General features: G+C 61.8%; 13 protein-coding genes. 7 read left to right on the forward strand and 6 right to left on the reverse strand.

The genetic code is table 11. The annotated features are described in order from the left end of the window. Positions 1–75 precede the first annotated feature (75 nt). A complete protein-coding gene (locus tag ACOSV0_RS02945; RefSeq protein WP_175052163.1) occupies positions 76–1,266 on the reverse strand; it encodes an acyl-CoA dehydrogenase in 1,191 nt (396 codons plus the stop codon). Between the two features lie 104 nt (positions 1,267–1,370). Between ACOSV0_RS02945 and ACOSV0_RS02950 the strand changes: the two genes are divergently transcribed. Then, the gene (locus ACOSV0_RS02950) at positions 1,371–2,156 is read left to right on the forward strand and encodes an IclR family transcriptional regulator (protein WP_434108632.1); all 786 of its coding nucleotides are present in this window, start codon (positions 1,371–1,373) and stop codon (positions 2,154–2,156) included. A gap of 24 nt (positions 2,157–2,180) precedes the next feature. Here ACOSV0_RS02950 and ACOSV0_RS02955 read toward each other — a convergent pair whose 3' ends face one another. Beyond that, positions 2,181–3,014, reverse strand: a complete 834-nt coding sequence (locus ACOSV0_RS02955; protein WP_434108633.1) for an EAL domain-containing protein — start codon at positions 3,012–3,014, stop codon at positions 2,181–2,183. 517 nt (positions 3,015–3,531) lie between these two features. Between ACOSV0_RS02955 and hmgA the strand changes: the two genes are divergently transcribed. Continuing rightward, positions 3,532–4,878, forward strand: a complete 1,347-nt coding sequence (gene hmgA, locus ACOSV0_RS02960) for a homogentisate 1,2-dioxygenase (RefSeq protein ID WP_434108634.1) — start codon at positions 3,532–3,534, stop codon at positions 4,876–4,878. Next, positions 4,875–6,203, forward strand: coding sequence for a fumarylacetoacetase (gene fahA, locus ACOSV0_RS02965; RefSeq protein WP_434108635.1), 1,329 nt, complete (start codon positions 4,875–4,877; stop codon positions 6,201–6,203). The genes hmgA and fahA overlap by 4 nt, the downstream gene beginning before the upstream one ends. Before the next feature lie 682 nt (positions 6,204–6,885). Here the strand turns inward: fahA and ACOSV0_RS02970 are convergent. The 3 genes from ACOSV0_RS02970 to ACOSV0_RS02980 all read right to left on the reverse strand — a co-directional run bounded on the left by ACOSV0_RS02970 (position 6,886) and on the right by ACOSV0_RS02980 (position 10,339). Then, positions 6,886–8,049, reverse strand: a complete 1,164-nt coding sequence (locus ACOSV0_RS02970) for an MFS transporter (protein ID WP_434108636.1) — start codon at positions 8,047–8,049, stop codon at positions 6,886–6,888. Positions 8,050–8,096: 47 nt separating this feature from the next. Further along, a complete protein-coding gene (locus ACOSV0_RS02975; RefSeq protein WP_434108637.1) occupies positions 8,097–9,263 on the reverse strand; it encodes an MFS transporter in 1,167 nt (388 codons plus the stop codon). 251 nt (positions 9,264–9,514) lie between these two features. After that, positions 9,515–10,339, reverse strand: coding sequence for a crotonase/enoyl-CoA hydratase family protein (locus ACOSV0_RS02980; protein WP_434108638.1), 825 nt, complete (start codon positions 10,337–10,339; stop codon positions 9,515–9,517). Positions 10,340–10,430: 91 nt separating this feature from the next. Between ACOSV0_RS02980 and ACOSV0_RS02985 the strand changes: the two genes are divergently transcribed. Beyond that, positions 10,431–11,069, forward strand: a complete 639-nt coding sequence (locus ACOSV0_RS02985) for a plasmid fertility inhibition factor family protein (protein WP_434108639.1) — start codon at positions 10,431–10,433, stop codon at positions 11,067–11,069. Between the two features lie 82 nt (positions 11,070–11,151). Here the strand turns inward: ACOSV0_RS02985 and ACOSV0_RS02990 are convergent, their stop codons facing one another. Beyond that, positions 11,152–12,150: a 2-hydroxyacid dehydrogenase gene (locus ACOSV0_RS02990; RefSeq protein WP_434108640.1), complete on the reverse strand. Its 999-nt coding sequence runs from the start codon at positions 12,148–12,150 to the stop codon at positions 11,152–11,154. 541 nt (positions 12,151–12,691) lie between these two features. On the opposite strand from ACOSV0_RS02990, the gene aspT (ACOSV0_RS02995) reads away from it, so the two are divergent. From aspT (ACOSV0_RS02995) to ACOSV0_RS03005, 3 genes are all read left to right on the forward strand, one after another. After that, on the forward strand, positions 12,692–14,374 hold the full coding sequence (aspT, locus tag ACOSV0_RS02995) for an aspartate-alanine antiporter (RefSeq protein ID WP_434108641.1): 1,683 nt from the start codon (positions 12,692–12,694) through the stop codon (positions 14,372–14,374). Between the two features lie 117 nt (positions 14,375–14,491). Further along, on the forward strand, positions 14,492–16,174 hold the full coding sequence (gene aspT / locus ACOSV0_RS03000; RefSeq protein WP_434108642.1) for an aspartate-alanine antiporter: 1,683 nt from the start codon (positions 14,492–14,494) through the stop codon (positions 16,172–16,174). 102 nt (positions 16,175–16,276) lie between these two features. Continuing rightward, positions 16,277–17,941 (forward strand): bifunctional aspartate transaminase/aspartate 4-decarboxylase, encoded by a 1,665-nt coding sequence (locus ACOSV0_RS03005; RefSeq protein WP_434108643.1) that lies wholly within the window; start codon positions 16,277–16,279, stop codon positions 17,939–17,941. Positions 17,942–18,159: the final 218 nt, after the last annotated feature.

Consider the following 18,159-nt stretch of genomic DNA (forward strand, 5'->3'; position numbering starts at 1 on the left):
AGAACCGGCCTTTCTCTTTTTTACTTTGCTATTCAGCGGCCAGGACTAAACACCGCTATCAAGGCACTCGGTGCATCAGAAAAACGCCTGAATCCCCGTTTGCGCACGCCCGAGAATCAGCGCGTGAATGTCGTGCGTGCCTTCGTACGTGTTCACGACTTCCAGATTGACCAGGTGACGCGCAATGCCGAACTCGTCCGAGATACCGTTGCCGCCGAGCATGTCGCGCGCGAGCCGTGCAATGTCCAGCGCCTTGCCGCACGAATTGCGCTTCATGATCGACGTAATTTCGACGGCGGCCGTGCCTTCGTCTTTCATGCGGCCGAGACGCAGCACGCCTTGCAGGCCGAGCGTAATTTCGGTTTGCATGTCGGCCAGCTTTTTCTGGATCAACTGGTTCGCGGCGAGCGGCCGGCCGAACTGTTTGCGATCCAGCACGTACTGACGTGCCGTGTGCCAGCACGCTTCAGCCGCGCCGAGCGCGCCCCAGGCAATCCCGTAGCGCGCCGAATTCAGGCAGGTGAACGGGCCACGCAAGCCGCTGACTTCGGGGAAACGGTTTTCTTCCGGCACGAAGACTTCATCGAGCACGATCTCGCCGGTGATCGAGGCGCGCAGGCCCACCTTGCTATGAATGGTCGGCGCCGACAGCCCCTTCCAGCCCTTCTCGAGAATGAAGCCGCGGATCGAATCCTTGCCGTCCTCTTCGAGCTTGGCCCAGACGACGAACACGTCGGCGATCGGCGAATTGGTGATCCACATCTTCGCGCCCGACAGCAAATAGCCGCCGTCCACCTTCTTTGCCCGCGTGATCATGCTGCCCGGATCGGAGCCGTGGTTCGGTTCGGTCAGGCCGAAGCAGCCGATCCACTCGCCAGTGACCAGCTTCGGCAGGTACTTCTGCTTCTGCGCTTCCGAGCCGAATTCGTAGATCGGCACCATGACGAGCGACGACTGCACCGACATCATCGACCGGTAGCCGGAATCGACGCGCTCCACTTCACGCGCGATCAGGCCATACGCCACGTAGTTCAGGCCGGGGCCGCCGTATTGTTCGGGAATCGTCGGGCCGAGCAGGCCGAGCTCGCCCATTTCGCGGAAGATCTCGATGTCGGTCTTCTCGTGACGGAACGCTTCGAGCACGCGCGGTTGCAGCTTGTCCTGCGAGTAAGCGGCGGCGGCGTCGCGCACCATGCGTTCGTCTTCGGTGAGCTGCTGATCCAGCAGCAACGGGTCTTCCCAGTGAAACTGCGCGGCCTCTGCCATGACGTATCTCCTGATTCCTTGCTTGGCTAAAACTTGCTTGAGCTTGACTTAAGTTCCGCTATGCGAAACAATGTTTTGCAAACCACGCCCGAGTGTATCATCCCATGACGCCCATATCTACTCTCTCCGACCCGCTCGACGAGCGCAAATTTGTCGTCGCCCTTGCGCGCGGGCTGGATTTGCTGCGTGCGTTCAAGCCGGGTGAAACGATGCTCGGCAATCGCGACTTCGTCGAACGCACGGGTTTGCCGAAGGCGACCGTCAACCGTCTGGCCTACACGCTGACCGTGCTCGGCTATCTGCGGCTTGACGAAACGCTGGGTAAATATGCGCTGGATGCCGGCGTGCTGTCGCTCGGCTTTGCGCTGCTCTCGGGCACGGACACGCTTGAACTCGCGCGTCCGCATATGCGCACCTTCGCACGCGAAGTGGGTGCGGCGGTGTCGCTTGGATGCCGCGACGGCCTCGACATGATTTATCTGGAAACGATCCGCAGCGAGACCGCGCTGACGCTCGGACTCGCCTCCGGTTCGAAACTGTCGATGCTGACCAGTTCGATGGGGCGCGCGTATCTGGCGGTGCAGCCGTTGGACGCGCGCGCCGCATTGCTGGTCGAGCTTAAAAAGTTAGCGGGCAAAGAGGGCGCAGCGTTGCTGGCCGATGCCGAAAAGGAAATCGAAGCCTTCGCGCAGGAGCGCTGCTGCTATTCGTTCCGCGCATGGCATGACGACGTGAATGCGGTCGCGGTGCCGTTTCGCGAGCCGCGCGAAGGCCGCTGGCTGGTGCTGAGTTGCAGCGGGCCGGCGTCGTCGATGGGGGAGGAGGTGTTCCGGGAAACCGTGGCGCCGCGCCTGAAGGCGTTAGCACGCCGCCTGGGGGATACCGGTTGAGGCAAGCAGCAACTGCCGCCGCAATCAAACCGCCCGATCGTGATAATGCGCGGTGAACAACGGCCCTTGCACGAAACGCACATCGTACTGCTGCAGCGCGAGGAACTGCGGCTCATCCATGACCCGATTGAAGATCAGCGGAATCCGCAAGCGGCTCGCATAGCCGACTAGCGGCTTCACCATCGCATCGCGCAACGCGATCGCCGCATCCATCTTGATGAAGTCGAGCCGCGCCGTTTCCGAGACCGACAGAATCTGCCCTGCGTTCGACAGATTGCCCGCCACCTTGAAGCCGTAGCGCTGATAGCTCTTGGTCAGATAGCCAAGGAATGTCTTATGCGCGACCGCTGCTGCCGGCAACTCGATAACCACCCGCGACGGGTTCAGTCCGAACGACACCAGCACGGTGGAAAAATGCCGTCCATGGTCGTACTTGACGCTCTTGAGCAGCCGCTCGTGTACGCGTAGAAACAGTAGCCCGTGCCGTTGTGCGCCAAAAAAATTGATTGCGTGCAGCGCGCGTGACATGCGGTCGAGTGCGACCAGTTCCTGATCGTCGGCGACACGGTCGAAAGGATCGAAGACATCGAAGGGCGCGCCGTCGAGACGCTGCGTGACCGCCTGAAACCCGAGTTCATCGCCGAAACGATCCACGCCTTCCGCGCCCGACGACAACGACTGCGCCAACGCATGCACGCTGATGTCGAAGATCGGCTCATAGGCGCTGGCGAGTTCGACGCCGTCGAATTGCGCCAGCGCGACCTCGCTATGCACGCCTGTTCCCATCACCAGATGTTCGCCGAGAAATGGGTGATCGGCGGCGCGTTTAATCAGGTTGGGGATGGTCGGCGGAATCATTTAGGCGAATGGATGGCGATAGGTGCGCACTGAGCGCCCGGCAACGCGACTCGGTTGCCGCATCTACTGATGGTAGCAGTCCCCACTACAAGCACTTGAACAAAATGCTCATAACGTTATCGGACGAACGCTTGTCGTCGCGGACCGCCGCGGGTTTTACGGCCAGTTTCCAGGGTATACGTTAATTTCACTATACGTAATTAGTTTTACCATACGTAAATTGTGGCGAGTCCTCGACGGCGGTCGAGTTTCCTTTGCGGGAAAGAGCGCGGTTTCTGATCGCCGCGGGTGCCCGTGCCTCGGCCGGACAATCCCGCGAGTCATCAGGACGAGAGGGCGACTAATGAGCGCCAAACCGGCTGTGGCCGCCGTCAATGGAATTGAAGCCGAGCGCGTGCCTGGCGAAACGCTGGCCGGAACAACGGAGCAACGGAACAACGCAGCGCGCCGCCGGACCACAGACCGCCTGAGGCAGACAGCTCGCGCCGAAAGATCGAGCATCAACGGAGAACCTTGCATGGATACCCCAACCCGCACACCGAATACCGCCAGCTCGCGGCTTGAAATCGAGCCGGGCTATCAGTCGGGCTTCGCGAACGAATTCGCTACGGAGGCGTTGCCGGGCGCGTTGCCCGAAGGCCGCAACTCGCCGCAACGCGCGGCTTATGGTTTGTACGCCGAGCAACTGTCGGGCACCGCGTTCACTGCGCCGCGCGGCCACAACCGCCGTTCGTGGCTATACCGGATTCGTCCTGCGGCAGTCCATAAGCCGTTTACGCAATTGCCCTCGGACCGGCTCGTCGCCAACTTCGCCGAGGTACCGCCGACACCGCCGAACCAGTTACGCTGGGATGCCTTGCCGATGCCCACCGAGCCGACCGATTTCGTCGACGGCTGGGTGACGATGGCGGGCAATGGCTCAGCTGAAGCGATGAACGGCTGCGCAATCCACCTGTACGCAGCGAATCGCTCGATGAAGGATCGCTTCTTTTACGGTGCTGACGGAGAATTGCTGATCGTGCCGCAAGAAGGCCGCCTGCATATCGCCACCGAACTGGGCCGACTCGATGTCGAACCGTTCGAGATCGCGGTGATCCCGCGCGGCGTGCGCTTTGCAGTGAGCCTGCCGGATGGCAACGCGCGCGGCTATATCTGCGAGAACTTCGGCGCGCTGCTGCGTCTGCCGGATCTTGGCCCGATCGGCTCGAACGGCCTCGCCAATCCACGCGATTTCCTCACGCCGCATGCCGCTTACGAAGACCGTGAGGGCGACTTTGAACTCGTCGCCAAGATGAACGGCAATCTGTGGCGCGCGGACATCGATCATTCGCCGCTCGACGTGGTCGCGTGGCATGGCAACTACGCGCCGTACAAATACGATCTGCGCCGCTTCAACACGATTGGCTCGATCAGCTTCGACCATCCTGACCCGTCGATCTTTCTGGTGTTGCAATCGCAAAGCGATACGCCGGGTGTCGATACGATCGACTTCGTGATCTTCCCGCCACGCTGGCTCGCGGCCGAAGATACGTTCCGTCCGCCATGGTTCCATCGCAACGTCGCGAGCGAATTCATGGGCCTCGTGCACGGCGTGTACGACGCCAAGGCCGAGGGCTTCGTGCCGGGCGGCGCGAGTCTGCACAACTGCATGTCGGGTCATGGGCCGGACGCGGATACCTTCGAGAAAGCGTCGCATAGCGATACGTCCACGCCGAAGAAAGTCGGCGACACGATGGCCTTCATGTTCGAAACGCGCACGCTGATCAAGCCGACCCGTTTCGCGCTCGAAACCGCGCAACTGCAGGCGAATTACTACGAGTGCTGGCAAGGTCTCAAGAAACACTTCAACCCGGAGCAACGATGAGCGCATTGAGCGATCTTCAGGCGACGCTCGATCCGTCGCGCAAGAGCTGGGTCGAGTCGGCCAACGACTCGACCAACGATTTTTCGATCCAGAACCTGCCGTTCGGTATTTTCAGCGACAAGACTAACGACGCACGCCGCGTGGGCGTGGCGATCGGCGATGAGATCGTCGATCTAAGTGTTCTCAAGTCTGCTGGCTTGCTCACGCTCCCGATTGCCTCGGCCGATCAATTCATTGCGTTAAAGGACCGGGCGTTCGAGCAGGACACACTCAACGATTTCATCTCGCTTGGCCGCGATGCATGGCGCAGTGTGCGCATCCAGTTGAGCAATCTGCTGGCGCGGGACACCGCGATCTTGCGCGACGACGCAGCCTTACGTGCGAGAGCACTGGTGCGTCAGTCCGACGCGCAACTGCATTTGCCCGTGCAGATTCCGGGCTACACCGATTTCTATTCGTCGAAGGAGCACGCGACGAATGTCGGCTCGATGTTCCGCGACCCGAAGAATGCGCTGTTGCCGAACTGGTCCGAAATGCCGATCGGCTACAACGGGCGCGCGTCGTCGGTGGTGGTGAGCGGTACACCGGTGCGGCGTCCTAACGGCCAGTTGAAACTGCCGGATCAGGAGCGTCCGGTGTTTGGCGCCTGCCGCAAGCTGGATATCGAACTGGAAACGGGATTCGTGATCGGCGCCGGCAATGTGCTGGGCGAACCGATTGCCTGTGCGGATGCCGAGGCGCACATCTTCGGCATGGTGTTGCTGAACGACTGGAGCGCGCGCGATATTCAGCAATGGGAATACGTGCCGCTCGGCCCGTTCAATTCCAAGGGGTTCGCGACCACGATCTCACCGTGGATCGTAACGCTCGACGCGCTTGAACCGTTCCGCGTCGAGCAGCCGACACGGGAACCGCAGCCGTTGCCCTACTTACGCCACGACGGCAAGCACACGTTCGACATCTCGCTGGAAGTGACCCTGCGGCCGAAAACGGCAAAGCAGGCAACCACGATCTCGCGGACCAACTTTAAGTACATGTACTGGACGATGGCGCAACAGCTGGCGCATCACACGGTATCGGGCTGCAACACGCGGGTTGGCGATCTGATGGGTTCGGGCACGATCAGCGGCCCGACCGCCGACTCATGCGGCAGCCTGCTCGAGTCCACATGGAACGGCAAGAACCCGTTGGAATTGAAGGAAGGCGGCACACGAGGATTTATCGAAGACGGCGATGAACTGACGCTGGCTGGCTGGTGCCAGGGCGACGGGTACCGCGTCGGCTTCGGCACGTGTGTGGGGGAGATTTTGCCGGCACGGAAATAACGAGAGGCAAAAGTAACGGCGCCAACGAAGCTCGCCGGCTTGCAAAAAAACGGGGATGCCACGGTGGCGTCCCCGCTTTCATAATTGCAGAGCAGAGCAGAGCAGAGCAGAGCAGAGCAGAGCAGAGCAGAGCAGAGCAGAGCAGAGCAGAGCAGAGCAGAGCAGAGCAGAGCAGAGCAGAGCAGAGCAGAGCAGAGCAGAGCAGAGCAGAGCAAGGCATAGTACGCAACGCAACGCAACGCGTCGCGTGACGTCACGACACGACACGACATCAACCCGGAGGCATGGCTAGAACATCTCGCCGCGGCAAAGCCGATGGTCCCACTGTACTCAAACGAAACCTTTGGTTTCCTATGCAAACCCAACCGCGACGCACGAAGTGCGGAGTGGGAGCTAATGAGCGCATTGTCACTGACGCTGAATGTGCGAGAGCACGGATTCCAGATGCACCACTACCGCGACTGTGCGGGGGACCCGCTTAAGAATTAACGGTGTGAGCCGCTTTCTTTGCTTATCTTTCTTTGCGGCGGCAAAGAAAGTAAGTGCCGCCCCGCACAGGGGCAAACGCTAATAAACCACTAAGTGATCAAGAAAAGGCCAACGCCGAAAGATCACCACCCAAACCCCCCACCACCCAAACCCCCCACCACCCAAACCCCAGCGCCGCAGGCAAAAACAACCCTTAAGACCCAACAACCCCCACCACCCCCCGCCGCCTTTCCCACCAAACAGCAACCAGAAACGCGAGTGCCGCCAATAGCAACACCCCCACCATCGCATCGTTGCCGACACCCTTCATCAACGCGCCGGCCACCAGCGGACCGCCGAAGCTGGCCGCGCTCCACGATGCCCCCACTAACGAACTCGCCGACACCAGCGCGGCACCGCGAAACCGCTCGCCGCAGGCGACCAGCGATAGCGTATAGATCGCCCCGGCCGTAGCGCCGAGCACAAAGAGCAAAGGCCAGCACAGCCAGGGCGACGCAACCGCCCAGGGCAGCAACGGCAACAACACCACGACGATCACACCGCAGCCGATATGCACGCGTTCGCGCCCGAGCCGGTCGGCGAGCCACCCAATTGGAAACTGCATGGTCGTGTCGCCGAGCAGCAAAGCCGATGCGAACAACACGGCCACCTCGCTCGTAATACCGTGGGTCATCGCAAAGAGCGGCAGCAGCGATAGCGCGATCGTATCGAACAACGCGAAAAACCCCGTGCCGATCACGAGCGCGGGCATCTGCGGCAGCACGTGGCGCCAACTGCCGTGCGCCGTGTGTTCGTCTTCCGACGCCTGTGGCGTTTTGCGAATGCTGGCGAGCGCGGGCAAAGCCAGCAGGAAGATCGCGCCGCAAATCAGGAAGCGCCAGTGAGTCAGTTCATTGATCTGGCTGACGAGTATTGGACCCGACATCTGGAACAGCGTGAAGTTGGTCGCGTAGATCGCGATGACCCGGCCGCGAGTGGCGTCGTCGGCGAGCTGGTTGACCCATGCTTCGCCGATTGTGAAGAGCAGCATCAGCGCGGCGCCGCAGAGTACCCGTAACACAGCCCAAAGCCACAGGTTCGAGGTGAGCTGCATCGACGCGGTGGCGAGCGCAACCACCAGCACCGCACCGACGATCACCTGGCGGCCGCCAAAGCGCGCCGCGATCCAGCCGGCCAGCGGCACGACGATCAGGCCACCGCCTGCTTGCGCGGCGGTCAGCAGGCCGACCACGTCGGTGCCGTAGCCGGCTTGTGTCAGTGCAAGGGCAGTAAGGGGAAGCGTGGCGCCGCTGCCGAGTCCGACAACAGCGACGCTGAGAATGAGTGCGAGGAAATCGCGTGTGAAGATGACTTTCATCGGCCGAGATGCTACTACGGCCTCAAGCCATTCGCACCTTCGTGCGATTACCCCGCCACGGCCATCCGCTGCGCGCGCCGGTCGATCGACACCGACCACAGCGTCAACACCAGCGCACCAATGGAGGTTGCCACGCCAACCCACGGCAGCATCGTGAGCGGCGCGCCCGCGCCGATCGCCATGCCACCGAGCCACGCACCTGTTGCATTGCCGAGGTTGAACGCGCCCTGATTCAGGGTCGACGCCAGATTCGGCGCGTGGCTCGCGCGGTCGACGATCAGCATCTGCAACGGCGGCACGATCGCGAAAGCCAGAATGCCCCACACGAAGATGGTGATCATCGCGGGAATCTCGGCGTGCATCGTGCCGGCGAAAATGCTCAGGATGACCACGATCGCCAGCAGAAACGCGACCAGCGAAGGCAGCAGCCGCCAGTCCGCGAGTTTGCCGCCGAGCGTGCTGCCCACCGTCAGGCCGAGGCCGAACAGCAACAGCACGAACGTGACCGCGTGCGGGGTGAAACCGGTCACGTCTTCAAGAATCGGCGTGATGTAGGTGAAGGTGGAAAACAGGCTGGCCGATGCGAGCACGCTGATGCCGAGCACCATCAACACTTGCGGATTTTTCAGCACGCTGAATTCGTGGACGAGGCTCGCCTTCTGCATTTCGATTTTCGCCGGCAGGCAGACAGCTAGCGCACCGGCAGCGAGTATGCCGATGCCGGTGACCGCCCAGAAGGTCGCGCGCCAGCCCACCGCCTGACCGAGCGCGGTGCCGAGCGGCACGCCGAGCACGTTGGCGAGCGTCAAGCCGGTGAACATCAGTGCGATCGCCTGCGCGCGGCGGTTCGGCGCGACGAGACCCGCGGCGACCACCGATCCGATCCCGAAGAACGCGCCATGGCAAAACGCCGTGACGATGCGCGCGGCCATGAGCACGGCATAACCCGGAGCAATCGCGCACAACAGATTGCCGACGATGAAGACACCGATCAGGCTCATCAACGCCTTCTTGCGCGGCATGTTGGCGACCGCGATCGCGACGATCGGCGCACCGATCGTGACGCCGAGCGCATAAGCCGATACCAGCATGCCGGCCGCCGGGATCGACACGGACAGATCGCGTGCGACATCGGGCAGCAGCCCCATGATCACGAATTCAGTGGTACCGATTCCAAACGCGGCAACGGCAAGGGCTAGCAGGGGTAAAGGCATGGTGGCGGAGCGTGAATCGGCACGACGGGACGTGTCGTGCGGCAGGCGCGCGTTTTCGGGGCGAGAACGCATGCGCCATGCGAGGGGAAAACAGTAGGGGATTCTACCTAAGTCAAAACCGCCTTGCTGAGCGTCAAGCAGGCTGTTGTTTTTTGCTGAAAGCCGCCCTTGGTGTGCGGTTTGGCGCGCCACCCTGGAGCGCACTCCGGCATGCCGCCTTGCCGTTTCTCGCTCAGCGAAATGGCGCTGTCCTATGGCGTGCTTTCGTCTGACTTGAAAATATTCCCGTGACGGCCTGCGCCTCCGGTGAATCGTGCGGCGCCTGCGACACCCTCGTCGAATACTGCTTGATAGCCGCCCGCGCCTTCGCGCCGCAGCGCCTCGGCAAGATTCTCGAGCGTGCTGTTTTCCAGTGCGGAGCGGCGATCCGCCAGCAACGCCGCCTGCGGAAAGGCCGCCAGTTCAGCGGCCAGCCGTTCGGCCGCCGCGCGTGCCTCGCCCTTGCGCACGACGCGATTGGCAAGACCGATGCCGAGCGCTTCCTGCGCCTCCACCGCGCGGCCGGTCAGGATCAGGTCGAGCGCTCGCGACAGCCCGATCAGACGCGGCAAGCGGATCGTGCCGCCATCGATCAGTGGAATCCCCACGCGCCGGCAGAACACGCCGAGCACGGCATCTTCTTCGACGACTCGCAGGTCGCACATCGCGGCCAGTTCGAGGCCGCCCGCGACCGCATATCCGGCAATCGCGGCGATCACCGGCTTGCTGAAGCTCATGCGCGTCGGTCCCATCGGGCCGGGACCGCTGCCGTCGGCGTGCAGTTCATTGCGGCGGGTTTCGTCGGCGAGCGCGGTGAGATCCGCGCCGGCGCAGAAGGTGCCGCCCGCGCCGAACAGCACGGCCGCGCGCCATGCCGGTTCCGCTTCGAAGCGCCGGAAGGCGGCGCTGAGCGCTTCCGCGGTGGGACGGTCGACCGCATTGCGCCGCATGGGCCGTTCGAGCACGATCGTGGCGACACCGGTGTCCTCATTGGTTTCGATGCGCACATGGTCATTCAGGTTTTGCGTGGTTATCATCGATGTGTCCGTAAAGGGGGTTGCGTCCGGCCGCACAGGCCGGGTGCTCATGCAGTGCGCTCATGCGCTGCGATTAATACCGTTGGTTGTCATGCATCTTTCACAATCGGCTCGTAGCGTTAGCGCTCTTTTAACGCGCTGGCGTTGTTTAGCCGGCTTATCGAGCCTGCCTTTGCCTTTGTCCAATTCATCGCCCGCAGCCGCGCCGGCCTGTGCCGAGACGGTCTGGATCGTGCCTTTGCATGAACATCCATGGTACGACCATGTGCGCCTGAAACGTGTCTTCGTGACTGACGGCACACGGCATCAAGTGGTTCTGGTCGATGTGCGCAAGCTGCTTGCCTGCGCGGACCGCGACAACACCGATTACGTGCTGAAGCCGGTCGCCGAATGGCATTCGGGCAAGGTGCGTGGCATTCGCGAGTTTCTCGACCCGGACAATCCGCGCATTCCGCAGATGCCGTACGTGACGATATCGACGCGTCGCGCGCCGGGTCTGCTGGGCTGGTTCGGTCTCGAGCGTGAGGGCGTGGTGGCGTTTCGCAACGGCCAGCATCGCGCGCGCTATCTGGCCGATGCGGGTGCGCGCTGGTTTCCGGTGGAAGTGCACGAGCGCGAGGCAGGCTTGCTGCGTGAACTCTGCGGCGCAACGGACGATGCCCGCACGGCGCTCCGCCCGACGACGGTGGACGGCAGCGCGGATGCGATGGCCGACGACAGCCAGCCCTGATAGAGCGAATGCGAGGGCGGGTGTAGGGGTTCGAGTCCCCTCCCTCGCACTATCCAACGAGAGATAACGGCAGGAGGCCCGGCTAGCCGCGTGCGTGCACGACATTGCGCGGCGTGCCGGCCTGCCATGCCGCGACGTTTTCGAGCGTGGTCTGCGCAATCTCGTTCATTGCTTCTCGTGTGAAGAATGCCTGGTGTGCAGTGACGATCACGTTCGGGAACATCAACAGACGCGCCAGCACGTCGTCCTGCAACGGCAGGTTCGAGTGGTCCTCGAAAAAGAGGCCGCCTTCTTCCTCGTACACGTCGAGTCCGAGATGGCCGAGCTGGCCGTCCTTCAGCGCGCCGATCAGCGCATTGCTTTCGACAAGACCGCCGCGCCCGGTATTGATCAGCATCGCGCCACGTTTCATCCTGGCGAGCGCGGGACCGTCGATCAGATGATATGTGCCGGGCACCAGCGGGCAATGCAGGCTGACAACGTCGCTTTCAGCCAGCAGCGTATCGAGCGGCACGTAGCGCGCGCCGAGCGCGAGCAGGTCGTCGGCCGGCGTGCCGGGATCATGGGCGAGCACCTGCATGCCGAAGCCCGCCATGATGCGGCCGAACACGCGCCCGATCGTGCCGGTGCCGATCACACCCACAGTCTTGCCGTGCAGATCGAAGCCGAGCAAGCCATGCAGCGAGAAATCGCCTTCGCGTGTGCGCGCGGCCGCGCGTGGCAAGCGCCGGTTCAGCGCCAGAATCAGTCCGACAGCATGTTCGGCAACCGCGTGCGGCGAGTAAGCCGGTACCCGGGCAACGGTTATGCCAAGACGTTCGGCCGCGGCCAGGTCGACGTGATTGAAGCCCGCCGAGCGCAGCGCGATCATGCGTGTGCCGCCGGCATGGAGACGTTCCAGCACGGCGGCGTCGACGTTGTCATTGACGAATGGACAGACCACTTCATAGCCCCGCGCGAGGATCGCGGTTTCGGCATCGAGATGCGATTCCTGAAAGTGCAGTTCATAGCGATGCGTGCGGTTGGCTTCGCCGAACGTATCGCTGTCATATTGGCGGCTGCTGAACAGGATCATGCGCATGAATGGCTCCGAAAGAAGCGTGCCGCGTGGTGAATGCCGGCTCACGCGTGGCATGCGGGCAAGTCAGTATATCGGCTCTTTATCGTAATGATCGCGGCTTGCGATGAACAGTCCGAAAATCATTCAGTCTTTGCTAAAAATTATCTTCTGCGAGCTCAAAAGGGGTCGTGTTCGAAAATCACATTGACAGCGATGCCGAACTGCAATATCTATTAAAAAGCAGTGCCAAAAAGCGCGTTCATATCGTGCTAAAAAACCGGCCACCAGCAGAGCAGCCTTTTTCGAGGCGTTGGGCAAACTTCGCGAGGAATGCGTGACTGTCGAACTTGCTGAAAAGCATTTCACTATCGTCGCTGCATTGCGACATATCTTCTTTGGCGCCAGGAGCGTCATGTCATTGCCATAAAGCTTCCATTCAATGGCATCCAATTATGCCGGATGCGTAATTCCAGAGTTGTGGCGAATCGGATCGAATGTTTTCAAAATGCCAGAGAGAATTGTTTCAGCTTTCTGCTAATAAACCGTAAATCGGCGAGCCAACATGATCGGTGAATTGCTGAGATCTCAACCGGAGATCGCGCTGTTCGCAAGCCTTGCAATCGGATACTTCATTGGTTCGTTTCGCGTGGGGCCAATCCAGCTCGGTGGCGTCTGCGGCACGTTGATCGTGGCCTTGTTACTGGGCCAAACGGGCGCGCGGCTGGCCCCCGATCTGAAGAACATTGCCTTTGCACTGTTCATCTTCGCGCTGGGATTCACCGGCGGCCCGCAGTTCTTTGCCAACATTGGACGGGGTTGGCGCTATGGCTTGCTGTCGGTGGTCGAGATCGTGTCGGTGCTGATCCTGATCATGATCGCGGTCTTCGTGATGCGGCTCGACGCCGGCACGGCGGCCGGCCTGCTCGCCGGCGCCGCCACGGAGTCGGCGGTGATCGGCACGGCTTCGGAGGCGATTGCCAAGCTCGGCTTTAGCGACGCGGAGACGCTGCGTCTGCAGGCCAACATCGTGACCGCGTACAGCGTGAGCTACCTGTTCGGCCTGATCACCATCGTCCTGTTCACCAGCCAGTTCGCGCCGCTGCTGCTGCGCGTCAATTTGCGCGAAGAAGCCGAGCGCGTGTGGCACAAGCTCGGCGGCGACAACGCGTTCGGCGAAGGACAGCGCTCGGCCGCGCCGGCGCTCGTCGGCCGTGCCTTTCGGGTCGGCGCGGCGGCCGGCTCCACGGTTTTCTCGCTCGAACAGCAGCACGGCTTCAACCTGACGATCGAGCAGCTCCAGCGCAACGGGGTGGCCGTGCCGGTCGAGCCGCAACTGACGCTGGCGATGGGCGACCTCATCCTGGTGGCAGGGCGGCGCGAAGCGATTGTCGCCGCGGCCGTCAGCCTCGGCGAAGAAGTGGAGGGCACGGCCTTCGGCCAGCTCGTCGCGGAAAAGCTCGACGTCGTGCTGACACGCCGCGAGGCACACGGATTGACGGTCGCGCAGGTGCGCGAACGGGCCAAGCCGGAAGAAGGCCGGGGCGTCTACATCGCGGCCGTCACGCGGCTCGAGACCACGGTGCCCGCACTGCCCGGCACCGAGCTCAATCGCGGCGACGTGCTCACGCTGGTCGGCGCGAAGGCCGATGTCGAGCGCGGCGCGCGGCATCTCGGCTACGTGCTCGCCGCGACGCAGAAGACCGACTTCGTCTATCTCGGGCTTGGCGTACTGGTCGGCATGGCGATCGGCCATCTCGGCGGACGCATCGGCGGTGTGTCGATCGCGCTCGGCACGGGTGGCGGTTGCCTGCTGTCGGGACTGCTGTTCGGCTGGATCCGCTCGCGTTATCCGCTTGTCGGCTCGCTCCCTTCCGCCGCTGCACAAATTCTCAAGGACTTCGGTCTTGCCACCTTTATCGCGGCGGTGGGTCTGTCGGCGGGACCCGATGCCATCAAGCTGGTGCGCGAATACGGTCTGGCGCTGCCCGTCGCCGGCATTCTGATGGTGCTCGTGCCCGGCTTGCTGTCGCTCTGGATCGGCCGCGTGTTTCTCAAACTCGAAGCGCCCATGCTGCTCGGCGCCATTGCCGGTCAGCAGTGCAGCACACCGGCGATCAGCGCGCTGGTCGGCGTGACCGGCAATTCGACGCCCGTAATCGGCTACACGATCACCTATGCACTCTCGAACATTCTGTTGCCGTTGATGGGGCCGGTCGTGGTCGGCCTCGCCGGGAAATTCGGCTAGACGGACAGATGTGCTGCGCGCGGCGTGGCGCGCAGCCGACGCATGCGGACGCCGTGAGATCCGTGTGCACATGCAGCATCCAGTACTCAGTATCGCAAACTATCTAGCGAGGGCACGATGGACTGGCTACATCACATTTTTCAGAAGTCACCCGAGATCGCGCTGTTTCTGTCGCTTGCAGCCGGTTACTTCATCGGACAAATCAACTTCGGCAAATTTCAGTTGGGCGGTGTAGGCGGTTCATTGCTGGCGGCAGTCGTCATCAGCCAGGCGGGGGTGACGATCGACAACGGCGTGAAGTCGGTGATGTTCGCCGTGTTCATTTATGCGGTCGGCTACGACTCCGGGCCGGGTTTTTTCAACTCGTTGAATCGCAAGACGCTGCGCGAGATCGCGATGGCGGTGTTTCTCGCCGTCTCGGCGCTGATCACGGTGGTGGTCTGCGCGAAGCTGTTCCATTTGAATAAAGGTCTCGCGGCCGGGCTCGCCGGCGGTGCGCTGACGCAGTCGGCGATTATCGGCACGGCCGGCGACGCTATCGCGCGTCTTGGTTTGCCCGCCGATCAGGTCAAGTCGCTGCAATCCGACGTGGCGATCGCGTACGCGGTGACCTACGTGTTCGGTTCGCTCGGCGCGATCATCGTCTGCGTGAACATCTTGCCGAAGTTCATGGGGCAAGGTTTGCGAGAGGCATCGATCGAAGCGGAAAAGGAACTGTCTTCAGGTTCGGCGTCACTCGGTACGGGGCAAATTCGTGCTTTGCCCGAACTGGTGGGGCGTGCGTACAAGATCGATGTCAGCGCCGGGAAAACGGTCAAGGCGGTCGAGACCCAGCATCAGGACCTGCTGACGATCGAGCGGATCAAGCGTGACGGTAAGAACCTCGAGCCGACGCCCGATCTGACGTTGCAGCTCAACGACGAAGTGCTGGTAGTGGGCCGCCGTGAAGCGGTGGTCGCATTCGGCGCGAACGGCAACGAGATCGCCAACGTCGACGACATTGGCGTCGTGATGCAGACCCGCGAAGGCGTGTTCACCCGCAAAGGCATGAACCACACGACGATCGCCGCCGCACGCGAAGTCGTGGATCGCGACATGCGCCACGGCGTTTATATCCAGAGCGCCTCGCGCGCCGGCCAGCCGCTGCCGATTCTGCCCGAAACCAAGCTCGAGCATGGCGACGTCATCACCTTCTACGGTTCGCCTGAAGACACCAAGCGCGCCGTCGATGCAGCCGGCTACGAGCTGCCGTATAGCAACAAGACCGACTTCATCTATATGGGTGTCGGCCTCGTGCTCGGTCTGCTGATCGGGTTGATCGTCATCAACGTGGCCGGCATTCCGCTCACGCTCGGTTCAGGTGGTGGCTGTCTGCTGGCCGGTTTGCTGTTCGGCTGGATGCGCGGCAAGCATCCGATGTACGGCGTGATGCCGACGGCGGCTTCGCAGTTGCTGAAGGACTTCGGTCTCGCGGCGTTCGTGGCGGTGGTCGGTTTGAATTCCGGTTTGCAGGCGGTCGTGACGGTCAAGGCGAGCGGTATGACGATCTTCCTGCTCGGCGTGTTCGTCACGTTGTTCCCGCTGCTGCTGACCATGCTGTTCGGTCGTTACGTGCTGGGCTACAAGAATGCGGCCATTCTGGCCGGCGCGCTGTCCGGATCGCGCAGTGCCAACCCGGCGTTCGGCGGCGTGCTCGACAAGGCGGAAAGCGCCGTGCCGACCGTACCGTTCGCCATCACCTATGCCATTGCAAACGTCGCGTTGACGTTGCTTGGGCCGCTTGTGGTCGGACTGGTTTAGCCTGGTTTAGCGCACGTCTTTATCGATCTCTCTCGCGCCGGCGGCAACTGAACGATCACTCACGACGCCGGCGTCATTCACTTGCACATTGGAGAACGCATCATGGCAAAAGAGAAAAGCGGCAAGAAACAAGGTGATATGGCTCAAGCCGGCCTGGCGGCGCTCAGCCCGTTCGAGCTCAAGGACGAACTGATCAAGGCCGCCGGCGGCGGTGCGGTGGAGCGCCCCGCGAATGCGTCGATGCTCAACGCCGGCCGCGGCAACCCGAACTTCCTCGCGACGATTCCGCGTCACGGCTTCTGGCAACTCGGCCTGTTCGCGATGCGCGAGTCGGAGCGTTCGTTTGCCTTCATGCCCGAGGGTGTCGGCGGTTTCCCGCGCCGCGAAGGGCTCACGGAACGCTTCGATCTGTTCCTGCGTGAAAACAGGGGCGTGCCCGGCATCGACTTCTTGCGCGGTGCTGTGTCGTATGTGCGCGATCAGCTTGGATTGTCGGCGGGCGACTTCCTCTATGAAATGTGCGAAGGCATTCTCGCGTCGAACTATCCGGTGCCGGACCGCATGCTTAAGTTATCCGAACTGATCGTCGGCCAGTATCTCCGCAAGGAGATGATCGGCAACCATCCGTTCGTCGGCGAGTTCGACATTTTCGCGGTGGAGGGCGGCACGGCGGCGATGACGTACATCTTCAACACGATGCGGGAGAATCACCTGATCAAGGCGGGCGACACGATCGCGCTCGGCATGCCGATCTTCACGCCGTACATCGAAATTCCGCGCCTCAACGACTATCAGTTGAACGTCGTGAATCTCGAAGCCACGGTGGAAAGCGGCTGGCAGTATTCGAAGAAGGAACTCGACAAGCTGCGCGATCCGAAGGTGAAGGCGTTCTTCCTGGTGAATCCGAGCAATCCGCCTTCGGTGAAGATCAGCGACGAAAGCCTTCAGTACATCGCCGACATCGTCAAGGAACGCCCCGAGCTGATTCTGTTGACCGACGACGTGTACGGCACCTTCGCCGACGACTTCGTCTCGCTGTTCGCACTCGCGCCGAAGAACACGATCCTCGTGTACTCGTACTCGAAGTATTTCGGCGCGACCGGTTGGCGTCTCGGCACGATCGCAACGCATCGCGACAACGTGCTCGACAAGCTGATCGCCGAGCTGCCGAAAGACACGAAAAAGCAACTTCACGAGCGCTATGAGTCGATCACGACCGAGCCTGAAAATCTCAAGTTCATCGATCGCCTCGTGGCGGATAGCCGCACGGTCGCGCTGAATCACACGGCGGGTTTGTCGACGCCGCAGCAGGTGCAGATGGTGCTGTTCTCGCTGTTTTCGCTGATGGACACGCCCGACGCGTACAAGAACGCGTTGAAGCGTTTGATCCGCAAGCGCAAGCAGGCGCTGTACGAAGAGGTCGGCATTTCGTTCGATGACGACGATCCGAATCAGGTCGACTACTACACGATTCTCGACATCGAGTTTCTTGGCGAGCGGATGTTCGGGCGTGAGTTCGTCGAGTGGCTGCTGAAAAACATCGAGCCGTCCGAATTGCTGTTCCGCCTCGCGCGTGAAGCGCGGGTGGTGCTGCTGCCGGGACGCGGCTTCGGTACGCAGCATCCGTCGGGACGGGTGTCGCTAGCCAATCTGAACGAGTCGGACTACCGGCAGATTGGACGTGCGATGCGCAAGTTGATCGAAGAGTATGTCGAACGTTTCAACGCGGCGACTGGCAAGAAGCTCGATAAATCCAAGGTGAAGTAAAAGGCGACACGTGACGGGTGAGCTGCGAAGCTCACCCCGCTCTTTTCGTTGGCTTTGGCAGTTCGCTGTGCATGGCACTACTACCTGTGAGCATTGAGACGCTGCCGGTGACAACGCGATCTCATATCGGATGAAGCGTTATCTCGCTGTCATTTCTGTGGATAAATACGCGGCATGAATACGTTGCACGAAACGACTCGCGTCTGTGCTGCTAAAAA

This window comes from Paraburkholderia caffeinilytica (genome assembly GCF_051027425.1).
Taxonomy (GTDB): Bacteria; Pseudomonadota; Gammaproteobacteria; order Burkholderiales; family Burkholderiaceae; genus Paraburkholderia; species Paraburkholderia caffeinilytica_A.

What these genes read in the sequence shown, in the direction of transcription:
- ACOSV0_RS02945 (WP_175052163.1), bottom strand. Translation starts at nt 1,266, where the DNA reads ATGGCAGAGGCCGCGCAGTTTCACTGGGAAGACCCGTTGCTGCTGGAT.
- ACOSV0_RS02950 (WP_434108632.1), top strand. Translation starts at nt 1,371, where the DNA reads ATGACGCCCATATCTACTCTCTCCGACCCGCTCGACGAGCGCAAATTT.
- ACOSV0_RS02955 (WP_434108633.1), bottom strand. Translation starts at nt 3,014, where the DNA reads ATGATTCCGCCGACCATCCCCAACCTGATTAAACGCGCCGCCGATCAC.
- hmgA (WP_434108634.1), top strand. Translation starts at nt 3,532, where the DNA reads ATGGATACCCCAACCCGCACACCGAATACCGCCAGCTCGCGGCTTGAA.
- fahA (WP_434108635.1), top strand. Translation starts at nt 4,875, where the DNA reads ATGAGCGCATTGAGCGATCTTCAGGCGACGCTCGATCCGTCGCGCAAG.
- ACOSV0_RS02970 (WP_434108636.1), bottom strand. Translation starts at nt 8,049, where the DNA reads ATGAAAGTCATCTTCACACGCGATTTCCTCGCACTCATTCTCAGCGTC.
- ACOSV0_RS02975 (WP_434108637.1), bottom strand. Translation starts at nt 9,263, where the DNA reads ATGCCTTTACCCCTGCTAGCCCTTGCCGTTGCCGCGTTTGGAATCGGT.
- ACOSV0_RS02980 (WP_434108638.1), bottom strand. Translation starts at nt 10,339, where the DNA reads ATGATAACCACGCAAAACCTGAATGACCATGTGCGCATCGAAACCAAT.
- ACOSV0_RS02985 (WP_434108639.1), top strand. Translation starts at nt 10,431, where the DNA reads ATGCATCTTTCACAATCGGCTCGTAGCGTTAGCGCTCTTTTAACGCGC.
- ACOSV0_RS02990 (WP_434108640.1), bottom strand. Translation starts at nt 12,150, where the DNA reads ATGCGCATGATCCTGTTCAGCAGCCGCCAATATGACAGCGATACGTTC.
- aspT (WP_434108641.1), top strand. Translation starts at nt 12,692, where the DNA reads ATGATCGGTGAATTGCTGAGATCTCAACCGGAGATCGCGCTGTTCGCA.
- aspT (WP_434108642.1), top strand. Translation starts at nt 14,492, where the DNA reads ATGGACTGGCTACATCACATTTTTCAGAAGTCACCCGAGATCGCGCTG.
- ACOSV0_RS03005 (WP_434108643.1), top strand. Translation starts at nt 16,277, where the DNA reads ATGGCAAAAGAGAAAAGCGGCAAGAAACAAGGTGATATGGCTCAAGCC.